Raw genomic sequence first — 19,031 nt, 5'->3', positions numbered from 1 at the left:
CACAGGCCCGACGCGGTGTCGGTGCTCGCCAGTAGGGTGTGAGACATGGCCGACCCCTCCAGCTACCGCCCCAGGCCGGGTGAGATCCCGGACTCCCCGGGGGTGTACAGGTTCCGTGACGAGCACCGCCGGGTGATCTACGTCGGAAAGGCGAAAAGCCTGCGCCAGCGCCTGGCGAACTACTTCCAGGACCTGGCGAACCTGCACCCGCGCACCCGGACGATGGTGACCACCGCCGCGTCCGTGGAGTGGACCGTTGTGTCCACGGAGGTCGAGGCCCTCCAGCTGGAGTACTCCTGGATCAAGGAGTACGACCCCCGGTTCAACGTCAAGTACCGCGACGACAAGAGCTACCCCTACCTCGCGGTGACGATGAACGAGGAGTTCCCGCGCGTGCAGGTGATGCGCGGTCACAAGAAGAAGGGCGTCCGGTACTTCGGGCCGTACGCCCACGCGTGGGCCATCCGGGACACCGTCGACCTGCTGCTGCGCGTGTTCCCGGTGCGCACCTGCTCGGCCGGCGTGTTCAAGAACGCCGCCCGCACCGGCCGCCCCTGCCTGCTCGGCTACATCGGCAAGTGCTCCGCCCCCTGCGTCGGCCGGATCACCCCCGAGGACCACCGGGAGCTGGCCGAGGAGTTCAGCGACTTCATGGCCGGCCGCACCGGGACCTACCTCCGCCGTCTGGAGAAGCAGATGATGGAGGCGGCCGAGGAGATGGAATACGAGCGTGCGGCGCGGCTGCGCGACGACATCGAGGCCCTGAGGAAGGCCATGGAGAAGAACGCCGTCGTGCTCGCCGACGCGACGGACGCCGACCTCATCGCCGTCGCCGAGGACGAGCTGGAGGCGGCCGTACAGATCTTCCATGTGCGCGGCGGCCGGGTGCGCGGCCAGCGCGGCTGGGTGACCGACAAGGTCGAGGAGATCACTACCGGCGCCCTGGTCGAGTACGCCCTGCAGCAGCTCTACGGCGAGGAGACCGGGGACGCCGTCCCCAAGGAGGTCCTGGTCCCGGCGCTGCCCGAGCCCGTCGAGCCGGCCCAGGAGTGGCTGACCGGCCGCCGCGGGGCGAACGTCTCGCTGCGCATCCCGCAGCGCGGCGACAAGAAGGCGCTCATGGAGACCGTGCAGCGCAACGCCCTGCAGGCGCTCGCGCTGCACAAGACCAAGCGCGCCTCCGACCTGACCACGCGCTCGCGTGCCCTGGAGGAGATCGCCGAGGCCCTCGACCTGGACAGCGCCCCGCTGCGCATCGAGTGCTACGACATCTCGCATCTCCAGGGGGACGACGTGGTCGCCTCCATGGTCGTCTTCGAGGACGGCCTGCAGCGCAAGAGCGAGTACCGCCGCTTCCAGATCAAGGGTTTCGCCGGTCAGGACGACGTCCGCTCCATGCACGAGGTGATCACCCGCCGCTTCAAGCGGTACCTCGCGGAGAAGGAGAGGACGGGGGAGTGGGCCGACGGCTCCGGCACCGAGGACGCCCTCACCGACGGCGACGGCACGCTCACCGGCCCGGACGAGATCACCAACTCCCTCAACGACGACGGTCGTCCGAAGAAGTTCGCCTATCCGCCCCAGCTCGTCGTGGTCGACGGCGGGCAGCCGCAGGTCGCCGCGGCCTGGCGCGCACTGGACGAGCTGGGCATCGACGACATCGCCGTCTGCGGCCTCGCCAAGCGCCTGGAGGAGGTCTGGCTGCCCGGCGACGACGACCCGGTGGTCCTGCCCCGCACCAGCGAGGGCCTCTACCTCCTCCAGCGCGTTCGCGACGAGGCCCACCGGTTCGCGATCACCTACCAGCGCACCAAGCGCGCCAAACGCTTCCGGGCCGGCCCCCTGGACGACGTCCCCGGCCTCGGCGAGACCCGCAAACAGGCGCTCATCAAGCATTTCGGCTCGGTGAAGAAGCTGCGGTCCGCCACAATCGAAGAGATCCAGGGGGTGCCCGGGATAGGCCGGAAGACGGCCGAGACCATCGCCGCGGCCCTCGCCCAGGCGGCTCCGGCCGCACCCGCCGTGAACACGGCGACTGGAGAGATCATTGATGACGAGGAACCCGATACGACGGCGGGTTCCTCGGGGGAGCCCGTAACCGCGGGCCGCCCGGACGAACGACGGGGGCAGGAGAGATGACGGAGCACGAAGCACAGCCCACAGCGGAGCGAGATCGGGCCCACAGGGAAGCGGGGCAGGATCAGCCGCACTCCGCGGCGGGCGAGCAGCCCGCGGCCCAGGAAAACGGAGCACAGGTGAGCACGGACGGCACGTCGGCCTCGAGCCCGGAAGCGGCCATCCCCGAGCTGGTGATCATCTCCGGCATGTCCGGAGCGGGACGGTCGACGGCGGCTAAGTGTCTGGAGGACCTCGGCTGGTTCGTCGTGGACAACCTCCCGCCCGCTCTCATCCCCACCATGGTGGAGCTGGGCGCCCGCTCGCAGGGCAACGTGGCGCGGATCGCGGTCGTCGTGGACGTGCGCGGCCGGCGCTTCTTCGACAATCTGCGCGAATCCCTCGCCGACCTCGACACCCGGGGCGTCACCCGGCGGATCGTCTTCCTCGAATCCTCCGACGACGCCCTGGTGCGCCGCTTCGAGTCGGTGCGCCGCCCGCACCCGCTGCAGGGCGACGGCCGCATCGTGGACGGCATCGCCGCCGAGCGCCAGCTGCTGCGCGAGCTGCGCGGCGACGCCGACCTGGTGATCGACACCTCCAGCCTGAACGTGCACGAGCTGCGCGCCAAGATGGACGCCCAGTTCGCCGGCGAGGAGGAGCCCGAGCTGCGGGCCACCGTGATGTCCTTCGGCTTCAAGTACGGCCTCCCGGTCGACGCCGACCTGGTCGCGGACATGCGGTTCCTGCCCAACCCGCACTGGGTCCCGGAGCTGCGCCCGTTCACCGGTCTGAACGAGGAGGTGTCGGCGTACGTCTTCAACCAGCCGGGCGCGAAGGACTTCCTCGACCGGTACGCCGAACTGCTGCGGCTCATCGCCGCCGGCTACCGGCGCGAGGGCAAGCGGTATGTGACTATCGCCATCGGCTGTACCGGCGGTAAGCACCGCTCGGTCGCGATGTCGGAGAAGCTCGCCGCGCGCCTCGCGGCCGAGGGTGTGGAGACGGTGGTCGTACACCGGGACATGGGACGGGAATGACGGAACGTACACGGCGGCTCGGCATGCTGCGCCGGATGGTGCCGGAGGGGCGCTCCAGCCGTGCCACGGCCGAGGGGACGGCCCGCCCCGCCGAGGCCCGCGGTGGCCGGCCCCGCCGCCGGGGCGCACAGCCCAAGGTGGTCGCGCTCGGCGGCGGCATGGGCCTGTCCGCCTCGCTCGCCGCGCTGCGCCGGATCACCGGCGACCTCACCGCCGTCGTCACCGTGGCCGACGACGGCGGCTCCAGCGGCCGGCTCCGTGACGAGCTGGGCGTGCTGCCGCCTGGCGACCTGCGCAAGGCGCTGGCCGCGCTGTGCGGCGACGACGAGTGGGGCCAGACCTGGGCCCGGGTCATTCAGCACCGCTTCCAGTCCAAGGGCGATCTGCACGAGCACGCGGTCGGCAATCTGCTGATCGTCGCCCTGTGGGAGCAGCTCGGCGACCACGTCCAGGCCCTGGACCTGGTCGGCAAGCTGCTCGGCGCGCACGGGCGGGTGCTGCCGATGTCCGCCGTGCCGCTGGAGCTGCAGGCCCTGGTCAAGGGGCACGACCCGGAGCGCCCGGACGACGTGGACACGGTGCGCGGGCAGGCGAACGTCGCCCTCACGCCAGGCGAGGTCCAGTCGGTGCACCTGGTGCCGAACGACCCGCCGGCGGTCCCCGAGGCCGTGGCGGCGGTCCTGGACGCGGACTGGGTCGTGCTCGGCCCGGGCTCCTGGTTCTCCTCGGTGATCCCGCATCTGCTCGTCCCCGAGCTGCTGGACGCCCTGATGACGACCAAGGCGCGCAAGGTGCTGTCGCTGAACCTCGCCCCGCAGCCGGGAGAAACCGAGGGCTTCTCCCCGCAGCGTCATTTGGAGGTTTTGGGGCGACACGCCCCTAAACTCGCCCTGGACGTGGTGCTGGCCGACGAGGCCGCCGTGCTCGACCGCGACTCGCTCACCGAGGCCGCCAAGCGGCTGGGAGCCGCGGTCGAGCTGGCGCCGGTGGCCCGGACCGACGGAACACCCCGGCACGACCCGGAGCTGTTGGCCGCCGCGTACGACCGTATTTTTCGGATGCATGGAAGGATCGGCCCATGGCGATGACGGCAGCGGTGAAGGACGAGATCTCCCGGCTTCCCGTCACCCGGACCTGCTGCAGGAAGGCGGAGGTCTCCGCCATTCTGCGGTTCGCCGGCGGCCTTCACCTGGTGAGCGGGCGCATCGTGATCGAGGCGGAGCTGGACACCGCGATGGCGGCCCGCCGGCTCAAGCGGGACATCCTGGAGATCTTCGGCCACAGCTCCGAGCTGATCGTGATGGCGCCCGGCGGGCTGCGCCGCGGCTCGCGCTATGTCGTGCGGGTCGTCGCGGGCGGTGACCAGCTGGCCCGCCAGACGGGACTCGTGGACGGCCGGGGCCGCCCGATCCGCGGCCTGCCCCCGCAGGTGGTCTCCGGGGCCACGTGCGACGCGGAGGCGGCCTGGCGCGGGGCCTTCCTGGCGCACGGTTCGCTGACTGAGCCCGGCCGTTCCTCCTCCCTGGAGGTGACCTGCCCGGGGCCCGAGGCCGCGCTGGCGCTGGTCGGCGCCGCCCGCCGGCTGTCCATCGCCGCCAAGGCCCGTGAGGTGCGGGGCGTGGACCGGGTGGTCGTCCGCGACGGCGACGCGATCGGCGCGCTGCTGACCCGGCTCGGCGCGCACGAGTCGGTGCTGGCCTGGGAGGAGCGCCGGATGCGCCGCGAGGTGCGCGCCACGGCCAACCGGCTCGCGAACTTCGACGACGCCAACCTGCGCCGCTCGGCCCGGGCCGCCGTGGCCGCCGGTGCCCGGGTGCAGCGGGCGCTGGAGATCCTGGGCGACGAGGTCCCCGAGCACCTCGCCGCCGCCGGACGCCTGCGCATGGAGCACAAGCAGGCCTCCCTGGAGGAGCTGGGCGCGCTCGCCGACCCGCCGCTGACGAAGGACGCGGTCGCGGGCCGTATCCGCCGCCTGCTGGCCATGGCCGACAAGCGCGCCGCCGACCTGGGCATCCCGGGCACGGAGGCCAACCTCAGCGAGGAGCTGGCGGACAACCTGGCCGGCTGACCGGCCACATCAACAGGCCGGTGCCGAGGCCCAGCCGGGGCTTGGGCGCCGGCTTTCGCATGCCTGACAAACCTTCATTTGAGTGGCCGTGAGGCGCTCTTGACTCGATCGCTGTCTGACATGAGCCTGGCAACCTGTTCGCCGTTGTGGCGGACCACCGCTAGGGGGGTTCATGAGACACAGAGCGAGATCGATCCTCGCTGTCGGCGCGCTCCTGATCGGCGGAGCGAGCCTCGCACCCGTAGCCCAGGCACAGAGCGGAAGTCCGGCGAAGTCCGACCCGGACGCGGTCGAGGTGTTCCGCGCCGACGTCACCAAGGAGCAGGTACCCCTGCTTCTCAAGGCCGGCCAGGACGGCGACGAACTCGCCGAGCAGGTCACCGGAAGCGGTAAGTCCGAGGTCGAGGTCTACCTCACCGGCCGGCAGGCGGCGAAGCTCCGTGAACAGGGCGTCGACCTCACCGAGCACACCGTCCCGGCCAGGGCGGAGGCGCGCATCGACAAGGCGTCCCAGGGCGTGTTCCGCCCCTACGGCGGAAGCGGCGGGCTCAAGGAGGAGATCCTCCGCACCGCCCAGGCCAACCCCGGCCTGACCAAGGTCGAGTCCATCGGCAGGACGGTGAACGGCCAGGACATCCTCGCCCTCAAACTGACCAGGGACGCCAGGAAGACGAAGGACGGCTCCAAGCCGTCCGTGCTGTACATGTCCAACCAGCACGCGCGCGAGTGGATCACACCGGAGATGACCCGGCGCCTGATGCACTTCTACCTGGACCGCTACAAGACCGACAAGCGCATCCGGAGGATCGTCGACTCGACCGAGCTGTGGTTCGTCATCTCGGCCAATCCCGACGGCTACGACTACACGTTCAAGAACTCCACGACCCGCCTGTGGCGCAAGAACCTGCGGGACGTCAACGGCGACGGTGTCATCGGCACGGGTGACGGCGTCGACCTCAACCGCAACTTCCCCTACAAGTGGGGCTACGACGACGAGGGTTCGTCCCCCGACCCGACCAGCGAGACGTACCGCGGCGCGAGCGCCGAGTCCGAGCCCGAGACCAAGGCGCTGGACGGCTTCGAGAAGCGCGTCGGATTCCGTTACGCCGTCAACTACCACTCCGCCGCCGAACTCCTCCTCTACGGCGTCGGCTGGCAGGTCGCCACCCCCACCCCGGACGACGTCCTCTACAAGGCGCTCGCCGGCACCCCGGACAACCCGGCCATCCCCGGCTACCGTTCGCAGGTCTCCTCGGAGCTGTACACCACAAACGGCGAGGCCGACGGGCACGCGTCGAACGTCAACGGCATCGCGATGTTCACCCCCGAGATGTCGACCTGCCAGACCGCGTCACAGATCGACCCGAACGACGCCTGGAAGCCGGAGGACTGCCAGTCGGTCTTCAACTTCCCCGACGACGAGAAGCTGATCCGGCAGGAGTTCGAAAAGAACGTCCCGTTCGCGCTCTCCGTCGCCGAGACCGCCGTGCACCCGGACCGGCCGGTCTCCGCGGTCGGGCTGAGCGCCGCCGACTTCACCCCGGCCACGTTCCCCACGTCGTACGCCCGGGGCGCGGACCAGGAGGTCTCCGTCGTCGTCCGCAGAGCGATCCGCGACAAGGAGCTGAAGTACCGCGTCAACGGCGGCCGTACGCACGACCGGGCGCTGCGGCGCTGGGAGGGCGGCAAGACCTACGGCGGCCGGGACGACCTGTACTTCGACGAGTACCGGGCCAAGGTGCGGGGCGGCGCGCCGGGCGACAAGGTCGAGGTGTGGTTCACCGGCGAGACGAAGGGCGGCAGGAAGGTCTCGAGCTCGCACTTCACGTACACCGTCGCCGGGCGGCCCAAGGCCGACACCCTCGTCGTCGCCGAAGAGGGCGCGGCCGCCACGCAGGCGCAGAAGTACGCGGACGCGGTGAAGGCGACCGGGCACCGGGCGATCGTGTGGGACGTCGCCACGCAGGGCGCGCCGGACGCGCTCGGCGTGCTGAAGCACTTCCGGACGGTCGTGCACTACTCGGGCGCGAACGGCCCCGGCAACGCCACCCAGCTCCAGCTGCGCGCCTACCTCAACGAGGGCGGCCGGCTGATCGAGGCCGGTGAGCTGGCCGGCGGCAGCGTCGACCTCGGCGACGGCACCCTCTCCGACGACTTCAGCCAGTACTACCTGGGCGCCTACAGCCGTACGTCGACCAAGGGAGCCACCGGCTTCACCGGCTCCGGCGCCCTGGACGGCTACGCCGGCGCCCTCGGCGACGCGCCCGGCAATCCGCTGGAGGCGGCCGGCACCTACGGCGTCACCTCCGACGAGCTACCGGTGTCCGCGTACCCGCAGTTCACGAGCGCGGGCGCGGGCCGGTTCGCCGGGACGGTCAGTCCCTACGGGCCGTACGCCGGCTCCTACATGGCCGCCGCCGTGCACACCGACGACGCCTACAAGCGCCTCACCCGCACCATCGACCTCACCGGCGTCGGCGCCGCCGACAAGCCGGCCCTGCGCACGCGGCTGTTGTGGGACACCGAGCCGGGCTACGACCACGCGGTGATCGAGGCGCACACCGTGGGAGCCGACGACTGGACCACGCTGCCGGAGGCCTCGGGCGCCACGAAGACGGCCGTGCCGGCGGACTGCGGGCAGGGGTTCCTGATCGCCGAGCATCCGTGGCTGAAGCACTATCTGACGCTCGCGAACAACGCCTGCACCGCGACGGGTACGACCGGCTCCTGGAACAGCGTCACCGGCAGCTCCGGCGGCTGGCAGCAGGTCACCTTCGACCTGAGCGCCTACGCCGGGAAGTCCGTCGAGGTCTCGATCGGCTACATCACCGACCCGGGCACCGGCGGACACGGCGTGCTCGCGGACGACGCCTCGCTCGTCGTCGGCGGGACGGCGAAGGAGACCGAGGGATTCGAGTCGTCGATGGGCGCATGGCACGTGGCCGGACCGCCCGCGGGCAGCCCGCCGGTGCTGAAGGACTGGGCGCGCTCCGGCGCGTTGTTCCAGACGTACGGAGCGGTCACCACGGACGACACCGTGCTGCTCGGTTTCGGCCTGGAACAGGTGCCGTCGGCGGCCGACCGGGCAGCTCTGATGAGGAAGTCGTTCGCGGCGCTCGGCGGGTGAGGGCCGCCACGTTGACAGATCCCGCTCACCTTGTTCCAACAGGTGAGCGGGAGCCCTCTCAACGGTGCGCGGAAGAGGCCCTGATCAAGTGAGCCGACCCGCTCACGAACGAGTGAAGACGGCGCAAAAACCGCCCGGCATTCCGTACTAAATACGAGTGAATCCACTGCCGTTCCGGGACGTTCCGTACCCTACTGACGGGTACGGAACGCCTGCCCGTGTATGGGCCATCTCGATGTCACCCCGGGGCCCTCGGAGAGGTAGGGTCGGTGGTGGTCGGGGACATCCCAAACAGAGCTCGCCGGCACCGCATGGCCGGCGTACCAACGAGGAGATCGGTTCGTGACGATCCGCGTAGGCATCAACGGCTTCGGCCGCATCGGGCGTAACTACTTCCGCGCGCTGCTGGAGCAGGGGGCGGACATCGAGGTTGTGGCTGTCAACGACCTGGGTGACACCGCGACCACCGCTCACCTGCTCAAGTACGACACGATCCTGGGTCGCCTCAAGCAGGAGGTCTCCCACACCGCCGACACCATCACCGTGGACGGCCACACCATCAAGGTGCTCTCCGAGCGCAACCCGGCCGACATCCCGTGGGGCGAGCTGGGCGTCGACATCGTCATCGAGTCGACCGGCATCTTCACCAAGAAGGAAGACGCCGCCAAGCACCTCGCCGGCGGCGCCAAGAAGGTCCTCATCTCGGCCCCGGCCAAGGACGAGGACATCACCATCGTGATGGGCGTCAACCAGGACAAGTACGACCCGGCGAACCACCACGTCATCTCCAACGCCTCCTGCACCACCAACTGTGTGGCGCCGATGGCGAAGGTCCTCGACGAGAACTTCGGCATCGTCAAGGGTCTGATGACCACGGTGCACGCGTACACGAACGACCAGCGCATCCTGGACTTCCCGCACAAGGACCTGCGCCGCGCCCGTGCCGCCGCCGAGAACATCATCCCGACCACCACCGGTGCCGCGAAGGCCACCGCCCTGGTGCTGCCGCAGCTCAAGGGCAAGCTGGACGGCCTCGCCATGCGCGTCCCGGTCCCGACCGGCTCGGTCACCGACCTCGTGGTCGAACTGTCCCGTGAGGTCACCAAGGAAGAGGTCAACGCCGCCTTCCAGAAGGCCGCCGAGGGCGAGCTGAAGGGCCTCCTCGACTACACCGAGGACCCGATCGTCTCCTCCGACATCGTCAACGCCCCGGCGTCCTGCACCTTCGACTCCTCCCTGACCATGGTCCAGGAGGGCAAGAACGTGAAGGTCATCGGTTGGTACGACAACGAGTGGGGCTACTCCAACCGCCTCGTCGACCTCACGGTCTTCGTCGGCAACCAGCTCTGATCGCCGCGAACAGCGGCAGCAGGACCTTGAAGTGAGAGCAGGGCTCGGGCAGCGCACCGCCGCGCTGTCCGGGCCCTGTCTCGCGTATGGACCACGTCCTTTTACGATCAGGTGCACCACGAGCCCTCCTTTGGAGTCCACTCAATGAAGACGATCGACGAACTTCTCGCCGCCGGCGTGAGCGGCAAGCGGGTCTTCGTCCGCGCCGACCTCAACGTGCCGCTGGAGAGCGGCACCATCACCGACGACGGCCGGATCCGCGCTGTGCTGCCCACCGTCAAGGCCCTCGCGGACGCGGGCGCCAAGGTGGTCGTCGCCTCGCACCTGGGCCGCCCCAAGGGCGCCCCGGACCCCGCCTTCTCCCTCGCGCCGGCCGCCTCCCGCCTGGGTGAACTCCTCGGCTCCGCCGTGGCCTTCGCGACCGACACCGTGGGCCAGTCCGCCCAGGACGCGGTCGCCGGCCTGTTGGACGGCCAGGTCGCCGTCCTGGAGAACCTCCGCTTCAACCCCGGCGAGACCAGCAAGGACGACGCCGAGCGCGGCGCCTTCGCCGACCGGCTCGCCGCCCTCGCCGACGTCTACGTCGGTGACGGCTTCGGCGCCGTGCACCGGGGGCATGCCTCCGTGTACGACCTCCCGGCCAGGCTGCCGCACTACGCCGGCTACCTCATCGCCACAGAGGTCGGCGTCCTGAAGCAGCTCACCGAGGACGTCAAGCGCCCCTACGTCGTCGCGCTCGGCGGCGCCAAGGTCTCCGACAAGCTCGCCGTCATCGACCAGCTGCTCGGCAAGGCCGACCGCCTGCTCATCGGCGGCGGCATGGCCTACACCTTCCTCAAGGCCAAGGGCTACGAGGTCGGCATCTCCCTCCTGCAGGAGGACCAGATCCCGACCGTCGCCGAGTACATGGAGCGCGCCGAGAAGCAGGGCGTCGAGCTGGTGCTCCCCGTCGACGTCCTGGTCTCCCGGGAGTTCCCGGACCTGAAGACCAAGGCGCCGGCCGACTACGACGTGGTCGACGCGGACAAGATCCCCGCCGACCAGGAGGGGCTGGACATCGGCCCGAAGACCCGAGAGCTGTACGCCTCGAAGCTCACCGACGCCGCGACCGTCTTCTGGAACGGTCCCATGGGCGTCTTCGAGCACCCCGACTACGCCGAAGGCACCCGGGCCGTCGCCCAGGCCCTCGTCGACTCGGACGGCTTCACCGTCGTCGGCGGCGGTGACTCCGCCGCGGCCGTGCGTACGCTCGGCTTCGACGAGAACGCATTCGGCCACATCTCGACCGGTGGCGGCGCCTCCCTCGAATACCTCGAGGGCAAGACGCTCCCCGGCCTCGCCGCACTGGAGGACTGACCTCGATGAGCACGCGCACGCCGCTGATGGCGGGCAACTGGAAGATGAACCTCAACCACCTCGAGGCCATCGCGCACGTCCAGAAACTCGCCTTCGCCCTGGCCGACAAGGACTACGAGGCCGTCGAGGTCGCCGTCCTGCCGCCCTTCACCGACCTGCGCTCGGTGCAGACCCTGGTCGACGGAGACAAGCTCAAGATCAAGTACGGCGCCCAGGACATCTCGCAGCACGACTCCGGTGCCTACACCGGTGAGGTCTCCGGCCCGATGCTGGCCAAGCTGAAGTGCACCTACGTGGTCATCGGCCACTCCGAGCGCCGCCAGTACCACAACGAGACCGACGAGCTCGTGAACGCCAAGGTCAAGTCCGCCTACAAGCACGGCCTCACCCCGATCCTGTGCGTCGGCGAGGAGCTGGACGTCCGTGAGGCGGGCAACCACGTCAGCCACACCCTCGCCCAGGTCGAGGGCGGTCTGAAGGACCTCCCGGCCGAGCAGGCCGAGACGATCGTGATCGCCTACGAGCCCGTGTGGGCCATCGGCACCGGCAAGGTCTGCGGCGCCGAGGACGCCCAGGAGGTCTGTGCCGCCATCCGCGCCAAGATCGCCGAGCTGTACTCGCAGGACGTGGCCGACAAGGTCCGCGTCCAGTACGGCGGCTCCGTGAAGGCCGGCAACGTCGCCGAGATCATGGCGCAGGCCGACATCGACGGCGCCCTGGTCGGGGGCGCCTCGCTGGACGCCGACGAGTTCGTCAAGATCGTGCGTTTCCGCGATCAGTGACGCACGCCGCGAGTAGGCGGTAGCGGCGATACGTCGTACCCTTGCGGGGGCACAGCCGACGTGCTGTGCCCCCGTCGTCCATCCGTATCCGAGGAAGTTGGTCCAGCCGTGGTTTTGGGGTTCTCGATCGCCCTGATCGTCTTCAGCCTGCTGCTGATGCTGCTGGTGCTGATGCACAAGGGGAAGGGCGGCGGCCTCTCCGACATGTTCGGTGGCGGCATGCAGTCCTCCGTCGGCGGCTCCTCGGTCGCCGAGCGCAACCTGGACCGGATCACCATCGTGGTCGGCCTGCTGTGGTTCGCGTGCATCATCGTCCTCGGCGTCCTGGTGAAGACGAACAGCTGACGACACCCGCGCAGCACACACATCACGCATATTCGGTACGTATGGCCCCATGTTCGGTACGCGCTCCTGGGCGCGGCCTATCATGGGGCTTGCGTCTGGATGTGGGGCTGGTAACTCCAATGACTGGACGCGCGTTGGGCCTTACGTAGACTGAGGCGCTCGCGGCGAAGCGGAACGCCGACTCGCTTCGCGGCACCATCACGCAGGGAGTTACGACCGTGGCAAGTGGCAACGCGATCCGAGGAAGCCGGGTCGGGGCGGGGCCGATGGGCGAGGCCGAGCGCGGCGAGTCCGCGCCGCGGCTGCGCATCTCCTTCTGGTGCTCCAACGGGCACGAGACGCAGCCGAGCTTCGCCAGCGACGCGCAGGTCCCCGACACCTGGGACTGCCCGCGCTGCGGCTTCCCGGCCGGCCAGGACCGGGACAACCCGCCGGACCCGCCGCGCACCGAGCCGTACAAGACGCACCTCGCGTACGTACGGGAGCGGCGCAGCGACGCGGACGGCGAGGCGATCCTCGCCGAGGCGCTCGCCAAACTGCGGGGCGAGATCTAGGAGTTGAGACCGGCCGGGCGCCTTGAGGTGCCTGGCCGGAGCCGTATCGCTCCGCACCGGCCCGACCGATTGTCAGTGGTGCCCTCTACGGTTTTCGTGCAGGCGAGAACCGTGCGGGGGGAGTTCCGACAGTGGTCGAGACGGGGGAGAGGCACGCGCCGGAGTGGCGCGGGGGCTTCGGGCGGTTGTGGACGGCCGCCGTGGTCTCCCGGTTCGGGGACGCCCTGCGCGCAGCCGCGCTCCCGCTGCTCGCCGCCTCGTTGACCGACCGGCCGCTGCTCATCGCCTCGGTCACCGCGTGTGGTTATCTGCCCTGGATCGTCTTCGGGCTCCTCGGCGGCGCGGTCGCCGATCGCGTCGACCAGCGGCGCGCGATGTGGACCGTGGACGCCGCGCGCGGGCTGCTCATGGGTTCCTTCGCGGTGGCCGTCGCCTGGGGACACGCCTCGATCGCGCTGCTCATCGTCCTGGCCTTCACCCTGACCACCCTCCAGACGGTGTTCGACAACGCCGCCACGGCCCTGTTGCCGGCCCTGGTGGACCGGCAGGCGCTCGGCAGTGCCAACGCCCGGCTGATGACGGGGCAGCGGATCGCCGGCGGCCTGCTGGGGGCGCCCGTCGTGCCGGCGCTGATCGCCGCCGGAGCCGCTGTCCCCTTCGCGGCCGACTCCGCCACCTTCCTCGTGGCCGCCGCGCTGGTCGCCTCCTTGCGGACCGACGCACCCGAGCGCACGGCAAGGCCGGCGGGCGGCAGCCTGCGCCGCGAGATCGCCGCCGGACTGCGCACCCTGTGGCACGACCGGGCCCTGCGCGGGCTGTGCGCCGCCACGGCACTGTGCAACACCGGCATGGGGGCACTGATCGCCACCCTCGTGATCCTGGTGACCGGCTGGCTGCACGCGGGCACGGCCGGGTACGCGGCGGCGACGACCGCGTACACCGTCGGCGGTCTGGCCGGCGGAGCGCTCAACCGGTGGGTCATGGCCCGGCTCGGCCCCCTGCGGACCGTGCTGCTCGCCGGCGCCCTGCAGATCGGCGCGCTCGTCGTCATGGGCTCCGTGCGCAGCCTGACCGCGCTGGTGGCCGCCCTTGCCGTGTTCGGCTGCATGGGCATGCTCTGGAACGTCAACACCACGACCCTGATGCAGCAGCGCACCCCCGCCGAACTGCTCGGCCGGGTCAGCTCCGCCTTCCGCACCCTCGCCGTCGCCGGAGCCCCGCTGGGCGCCCTGCTCGGCGGCGCCGTGGCCACGGCCTGGGGCCGCAACACGCCGGCCCTGCTGACGGCGGCCTTCTTCGTCCTGTCCGTCACCGCGCTGATACCGGCCCGCAAGCCGGACGTACCTGTTGTTGCGCCGCAGGACGACGTGACGACGGCTCGCGCCGCGCGCTGATCAAATAGGTTGGAACAGCTGGGACAGGCACGAAAGAAGGCGGAAGTCGGAAATGAACGCAGACGGCCGTACCAGGCTCAACCAGACGCCCGAATGGACCGCTCTCGCCAAGCACCGGGAGGAACTGGCCGACACCCATCTCAGGGACCTGTTCGCCGACGACCCCAGGCGCGGTGAGGGGTACACGCTCCAGGTCGGCGATCTGTACCTCGACTACTCGAAGCACCTGGTCACCGACGAGACGCTGCGGTTGCTGCGCGAGCTGGCCGCCGCCACGGACGTGTTCGGGCTCAGGGACGCGATGTTCCGCGGCGAGAAGATCAACGTCACCGAGAACCGTGCGGTCCTGCACACCGCGCTGCGTGCCCCGCGCGACGCGGTGATCGAGGTCGACGGGGAGAACGTCGTCCCGAAGGTGCACGCCGTCCTCGACAAGATGGCCGACTTCGCAGGCCGCGTCCGCTCCGGCGCCTGGACCGGCCACACCGGCAAGCGCATCAGGAACGTGGTCAACGTCGGCATCGGCGGCTCCGACCTCGGCCCCGCGATGGCCTACGAGGTGCTGCGCAGCTTCACCGACCGCGCTCTGACGGTCCGCTTCGTCTCCAACGTGGACGGCGCCGACCTGCACGAGGCCACGCGGGACCTGGACCCGGCCGAAACGCTGTTCATCATCGCCTCCAAGACCTTCACCACCATCGAGACCATCACCAACGCCACCTCCGCGCGGAAGTGGCTGGTGGACGCGCTCGGCGACGAGCCGGCGGTCGCCAAGCACTTCGTGGCGCTGTCCACGAACGCCGAGAAGGTCACCGAGTTCGGTATCGACCCGGACAACATGTTCGAGTTCTGGGACTGGGTCGGCGGCCGCTACTCGTACGACTCCGCGATCGGCCTGTCCCTGATGATCGCCATCGGTCCCGACCGGTTCCGGGAGATGCTCGACGGCTTCCGGCTGGTCGACGACCACTTCCGCACCGCGCCCGCCGAGGCCAACGCGCCTTTGCTTCTCGGCCTGTTGGGCATCTGGTACGGCAACTTCCACGACGCCCAGTCGCACGCCGTCCTGCCGTACAGCCACTACCTGTCGAGGTTCACCGCCTACCTGCAGCAGCTGGACATGGAGTCCAACGGCAAGTACGTGGCGCGGGACGGCCGGCAGGTCGAGTGGCAGACCGGACCGGTCGTGTGGGGCACGCCGGGCACCAACGGCCAGCACGCCTACTACCAGTTGATCCACCAGGGCACCAAGCTGATCCCGGCGGACTTCATCGGCTTCGCCGAGCCGGTGGGCGAGCTGAGCGGTGAACTCAAGGCGCAGCACGACCTGTTGATGGCCAACTTCTTCGCCCAGACGCAGGCCCTCGCCTTCGGCAAGAGTGCCGAGGAGGTCCGCGCGGAGGGCGTCCCCGAGGAACTGGTCTCGCACAAGACCTTCCGGGGCAACCGGCCGACGACGACCATCCTGGCGAAGGAACTGACCCCGTCCGTCCTCGGCCAGCTGATCGCCCTCTACGAGCACAAGGTGTTCGTGCAGGGCGCGGTGTGGAACATCGACTCCTTCGACCAATGGGGCGTGGAGCTGGGCAAGGTCCTCGCCAAGCGGGTCGAGCCGGCGCTCACCGAGGGGGTGGAGGTCCCCGGCCTCGACGCCTCGACCAAGGCGCTGGTCGGGAAGTACCGGGAGCTGCGCGGCCGCGGCTGATTCGCCCGCCGAGCCGTCGCGGCGACTTTTTCTGTGTGTTCTCTTTGCACATCCCTTAAGGTTCGGGTGATCTTCAGGGGAGGAAGCGCATGGCGCACAGAGGGTTCGCCGCGGCGGTCGCGGCCGCCGTCATCGGGGTGTCGGTGGCCGGTTGCGGCAGCGGACACCAGCCGGCGGAGTCCAAGGACGGCCGGGCCACGAGCACGGCCGGCTCGGCCTACTCCGGGCTGTCGGACGTTCCGGAGCGACTGGGCAAGGACGGGACGACCATCACGGTCGGGGATCCGGCAGCCCCGGTGACCGTGCACCTGTACGAGGACCCGCGGTGCCCGGTGTGCAAGGAGTTCGAGACCACCGGTGGCGCTCCGCGGCTGCGCTCGGCGACCATCCGGCGGGAGACGAAGACCGAGTACACCCTCGCCTCCTTCCTCGACGACCGGCTCACCGGTTCCGGCTCCCGCAAGGCGGTCAACGCCCTGCGGGCCGCGCTGGACGAGGGCAAGTTCGCCGAATACCACGACGTCCTCTACGCCCACCAGCCCGCCGAGAGCGTCGACGGGTTCACCGACGGGTATCTGCTCAAGCTGGCGGGCCGGGTCCCCGGACTGCGCGGGCCGGACTTCGACTCGGCCGTGAAGACCATGAAGTACCGCTCGTTCGTGATCCGGTCGGAGAAGGCGTACGAGGAGGCGGGCGAAGTGAAGGGCCCCGGTACCCCCACCGCCGAGATCGACGGCATTCGCGTCCCCGCCGAGTACAACGGCGTGCTGTTCGACGGCGATGTGTTCTCCGGGCTGCTCGCGAAGATCCGGGCGAACCCCGACGTGTGGCAGGACGCCGGCTGACACGTCCCACTGGCAGGTTTCTGTCTCCGGCCCGCCGGAGCCGGGGCTCAGGCCACCGCGCTCAGCGTGTCCGCGAGGCGGCTGCGCGCGGCGCGGGCCGCGGGCAGCGCGGCGAGGCCCGCCGCCCCGAGCACGGCTGCCGCGCCCAGCACGAGCAGCAGCGCGGGCGAGGGGGACTGGGCGATCCCGGCGCCGATGCCGCTGGAGCCGCCCTGGGCGTCGATCAGCCGGCGGCCCAGCGGCAGTCCCAGCGCCGTGCCGGCGATCACCGCGGCCAGGGCCGTACAGCTCGTGGCGGTGACGGTGATCGCGGTGATCTGCCGTGGGGACATGCCGATCGCCTTCAGCGCCAGCACGTCCCGCTCGCCCTCGCGGACGCTGCCGCCGATGGCGGTGAGCAGTTCGACCAGCCCGATCAGGGCCAGTACGGCGATCAGCCCGGCGACCACTCCGCGCAGCGGGGACAGACCGTCGGCCGGGTTCGTCACCGTGTGCACGTCGAGGTGGCCCCGGCCGGCCCGGGCCAGTGCGCCGGCCACGTGCTGCGGGTCGGTACCGGAACGCAGCCGCAGTTCGTAGAAGGCGGGGGTCAGCGCGGGGTCGTTCTCGCGGAGGGTGTCCAGGGAGGTGGTCACCACCCGGCCGGCGTTCTGCGGTTCGATGCTGCGGCCCACGATGTGCAGGATCTGCGGCCGGTCGCCCACCGTCATGCGCACCCAGTCGCCGACCCGGGCGTGCAGCAGGTCCAGCAGGCCCTGGCCGGCCACCGCCTCGTCGGGTCCGCGTGCGGTCCGGCCCTCGGCGAGGGCGTAGGGGTAGGGTTCGGCGCGGGTGCCGACGCCGCGCAGTGCGATGGTGCCGGTCTGACCGGGGACCAGCGCGGCGACCTCGACGCCCGGATAGGCGGCGGCGACCTGGTGATCCGCGGTGAGCAGGGATCGTACGGCGGATGTGTCCAAGGCACCGTCGGAGCGGACCGTGAGGGCCGTCGGCACACCCATGCGGTCCGGGCTGCTGTGGAAGCGGTCGATCGTGGTCCAGGCGCTGAGCGCCACCACGATCAGCAGCAGCGGGAGCGTCAGCCGGGCCACGGTGGCCAGCGACCGGCCGCGCCCCGCGAACGCCTTGTGGCAGCCGAGGACCAGCGCGGCCGGCAGCCGCAGCCCGAGAGCCCGCCGGGCGAGGCCGGTCAGCCGGCCGCCGGCCGTCGCGGCCGGGCGTGGCACCGGAACCGGCGGCACCCGACCGGCCCGCCACGCCGCGAGCCCCGTGGTCAGGCCGATGAACAGCACCGCGCCCACGGGTACCACGAACAGCGCCACGGTGTGCCCCGGAAGCCCCTGCCACACGCCCACGGCGTCACCGAGCCGGCCGGGGATCCGGTTGCCCAGTGTCTTGGTGAGCGCCGCGGCGGCCATCGCGCCGAGCAGCGCGTACGTCAGATGCTGGAGCAGGAAGATCCGGACGACCTGGCCGGGCGTGAAGCCGATCGCCTTCAGCACCGAGATGTCCCGCAGATGGCCGCGGATGCGGGTGGCGATCGCCCCGTGCACCGCGAACCCCGCGGCGATCAGGGCGCCGAGACCGAACAGGCCGAGCACCTGCCCGAACAGCCGGTTGTCACCCTGGGCCGCGGAGCGCGCCTGCTGCCAGGTGGAGACCTCGCCGACCGCGCCCGCGCCCAGCACCGTGACGGCACGCTGCACCGCGTAGTCCGTGTCGGCCGGGTCGGCGAGGCGCAGCCCGATCACCTGGCCGCCGGGAGCACGTACGGCGGAGGGCAGGGCCCACACCAGCCCCGGCTGCTCGCCCGTGCTGTAGCGGGGCTCGGCGCTGTCCGCGATGCCCTCGACGGTCAGGGTGCGGGCCGTACCGGGCAGCGTGAGGGTGTCCCCGGGCTCGGCCAGCAGCGCCCGGGCCAGGCTGCTCTCCAGCACCACACCGTCCGGTTCGGCCGTGTCCAGCCAGTGCCCGGCGGTGAGCAGCGGCCGGCCGACGGAGGGCGGCCGCGGCGTGCCGCGCAGCTCCACGGAGGCGCGGGTGCCGCGTACGGCGACGGTGGCGGACTCGGTGCGGTAGGGACCGGCCACGGACTCGACACCACCCAGCCGGGCCAGCCCGCGGGCGTCGGCCGACGGCACGGTGTGGATCCACACATGTGCCCCGCGTGCCTGTGTGAAGACGCGCTGCCAGGGGTTGGTCGCGTAGCCGAACAGGGCGGTGGCCAGCAGCAGCGAGACGACGATCCCGGCCGTGGCCAGCACGAGGAACAGCGCCTCGCCACGGTGGGTGCGCAGGTCCGAGTGCGCCCAGCGCAGGGTGGCTCGTACGTCCCGGAGATCCAGCACCG

Annotated in this window: 14 protein-coding genes; 13 read left to right on the top strand and 1 reads right to left on the bottom strand. The window is 70.7% G+C overall.

Features of this window, described 5'->3' with window-relative positions:
- Positions 1-45 precede the first annotated feature (45 nt).
- From uvrC to AB0M27_RS16680, 13 genes are all read left to right on the top strand, one after another.
- Positions 46-2,139, top strand: a complete 2,094-nt coding sequence (gene uvrC / locus AB0M27_RS16740; protein ID WP_365722285.1) for an excinuclease ABC subunit UvrC — start codon at positions 46-48, stop codon at positions 2,137-2,139.
- Positions 2,136-3,155 carry an RNase adapter RapZ gene (rapZ, locus tag AB0M27_RS16735; RefSeq protein ID WP_365722283.1) on the top strand — a complete coding sequence of 340 codons (1,020 nt, stop codon included), beginning with the start codon at positions 2,136-2,138 and terminating at the stop codon, positions 3,153-3,155. The genes uvrC and rapZ overlap by 4 nt, the downstream gene beginning before the upstream one ends.
- Positions 3,152-4,243, top strand: coding sequence for a uridine diphosphate-N-acetylglucosamine-binding protein YvcK (gene yvcK, locus AB0M27_RS16730; RefSeq protein ID WP_365722281.1), 1,092 nt, complete (start codon positions 3,152-3,154; stop codon positions 4,241-4,243). Before rapZ ends, yvcK begins: the two co-directional genes overlap by 4 nt.
- On the top strand, positions 4,234-5,223 hold the full coding sequence (gene whiA / locus AB0M27_RS16725; protein WP_030583311.1) for a DNA-binding protein WhiA: 990 nt from the start codon (positions 4,234-4,236) through the stop codon (positions 5,221-5,223). The genes yvcK and whiA overlap by 10 nt, the downstream gene beginning before the upstream one ends.
- 172 nt (positions 5,224-5,395) lie before the next feature.
- Positions 5,396-8,350, top strand: a complete 2,955-nt coding sequence (locus AB0M27_RS16720; RefSeq protein WP_365722278.1) for a M14 family zinc carboxypeptidase — start codon at positions 5,396-5,398, stop codon at positions 8,348-8,350.
- A gap of 342 nt (positions 8,351-8,692) precedes the next feature.
- The gene (gene gap, locus AB0M27_RS16715) at positions 8,693-9,700 is read left to right on the top strand and encodes a type I glyceraldehyde-3-phosphate dehydrogenase (RefSeq protein ID WP_365722276.1); all 1,008 of its coding nucleotides are present in this window, start codon (positions 8,693-8,695) and stop codon (positions 9,698-9,700) included.
- Between the two features lie 144 nt (positions 9,701-9,844).
- The gene (locus AB0M27_RS16710; protein WP_365722274.1) at positions 9,845-11,056 is read left to right on the top strand and encodes a phosphoglycerate kinase; all 1,212 of its coding nucleotides are present in this window, start codon (positions 9,845-9,847) and stop codon (positions 11,054-11,056) included.
- A 5-nt stretch (positions 11,057-11,061) separates the two neighbouring features.
- Complete coding sequence (gene tpiA / locus AB0M27_RS16705) at positions 11,062-11,838, top strand: triose-phosphate isomerase (RefSeq protein WP_365722272.1); 777 nt, start codon at positions 11,062-11,064, stop codon at positions 11,836-11,838.
- Positions 11,839-11,946: 108 nt separating this feature from the next.
- Entirely contained in the window at positions 11,947-12,183 is a 237-nt protein-coding gene (secG, locus tag AB0M27_RS16700; RefSeq protein ID WP_365722270.1) for a preprotein translocase subunit SecG, read from the top strand.
- 218 nt (positions 12,184-12,401) lie between these two features.
- Positions 12,402-12,737, top strand: a complete 336-nt coding sequence (locus AB0M27_RS16695; RefSeq protein ID WP_003957010.1) for an RNA polymerase-binding protein RbpA — start codon at positions 12,402-12,404, stop codon at positions 12,735-12,737.
- 131 nt (positions 12,738-12,868) lie between these two features.
- Entirely contained in the window at positions 12,869-14,131 is a 1,263-nt protein-coding gene (locus AB0M27_RS16690) for an MFS transporter (protein WP_365722268.1), read from the top strand.
- Between the two features lie 52 nt (positions 14,132-14,183).
- Complete coding sequence (gene pgi / locus AB0M27_RS16685) at positions 14,184-15,836, top strand: glucose-6-phosphate isomerase (protein ID WP_365722266.1); 1,653 nt, start codon at positions 14,184-14,186, stop codon at positions 15,834-15,836.
- Positions 15,837-15,925: 89 nt separating this feature from the next.
- Entirely contained in the window at positions 15,926-16,681 is a 756-nt protein-coding gene (locus tag AB0M27_RS16680; RefSeq protein WP_365722264.1) for a thioredoxin domain-containing protein, read from the top strand.
- 47 nt (positions 16,682-16,728) lie between these two features.
- Here AB0M27_RS16680 and AB0M27_RS16675 read toward each other — a convergent pair whose 3' ends face one another.
- Positions 16,729-19,029: an FtsX-like permease family protein gene (locus tag AB0M27_RS16675; protein ID WP_365722262.1), complete on the bottom strand. Its 2,301-nt coding sequence runs from the start codon at positions 19,027-19,029 to the stop codon at positions 16,729-16,731.
- Positions 19,030-19,031 lie beyond the last annotated feature (2 nt).

This window comes from Streptomyces sp. NPDC052107 (assembly GCF_040680215.1).
Lineage (GTDB): Bacteria > Actinomycetota > Actinomycetes > Streptomycetales > Streptomycetaceae > Streptomyces.
This window is presented reverse-complemented; position numbering and strand designations above follow the sequence as displayed.

Coding starts and splice junctions, on each gene's coding strand:
- tpiA (WP_365722272.1), top strand. CDS start 11,062: ATGAGCACGCGCACGCCGCTGATGGCGGGCAACTGGAAGATGAACCTC.
- pgi (WP_365722266.1), top strand. CDS start 14,184: ATGAACGCAGACGGCCGTACCAGGCTCAACCAGACGCCCGAATGGACC.
- rapZ (WP_365722283.1), top strand. CDS start 2,136: ATGACGGAGCACGAAGCACAGCCCACAGCGGAGCGAGATCGGGCCCAC.
- whiA (WP_030583311.1), top strand. CDS start 4,234: ATGGCGATGACGGCAGCGGTGAAGGACGAGATCTCCCGGCTTCCCGTC.
- AB0M27_RS16720 (WP_365722278.1), top strand. CDS start 5,396: ATGAGACACAGAGCGAGATCGATCCTCGCTGTCGGCGCGCTCCTGATC.
- yvcK (WP_365722281.1), top strand. CDS start 3,152: ATGACGGAACGTACACGGCGGCTCGGCATGCTGCGCCGGATGGTGCCG.
- AB0M27_RS16710 (WP_365722274.1), top strand. CDS start 9,845: ATGAAGACGATCGACGAACTTCTCGCCGCCGGCGTGAGCGGCAAGCGG.
- AB0M27_RS16680 (WP_365722264.1), top strand. CDS start 15,926: ATGGCGCACAGAGGGTTCGCCGCGGCGGTCGCGGCCGCCGTCATCGGG.
- uvrC (WP_365722285.1), top strand. CDS start 46: ATGGCCGACCCCTCCAGCTACCGCCCCAGGCCGGGTGAGATCCCGGAC.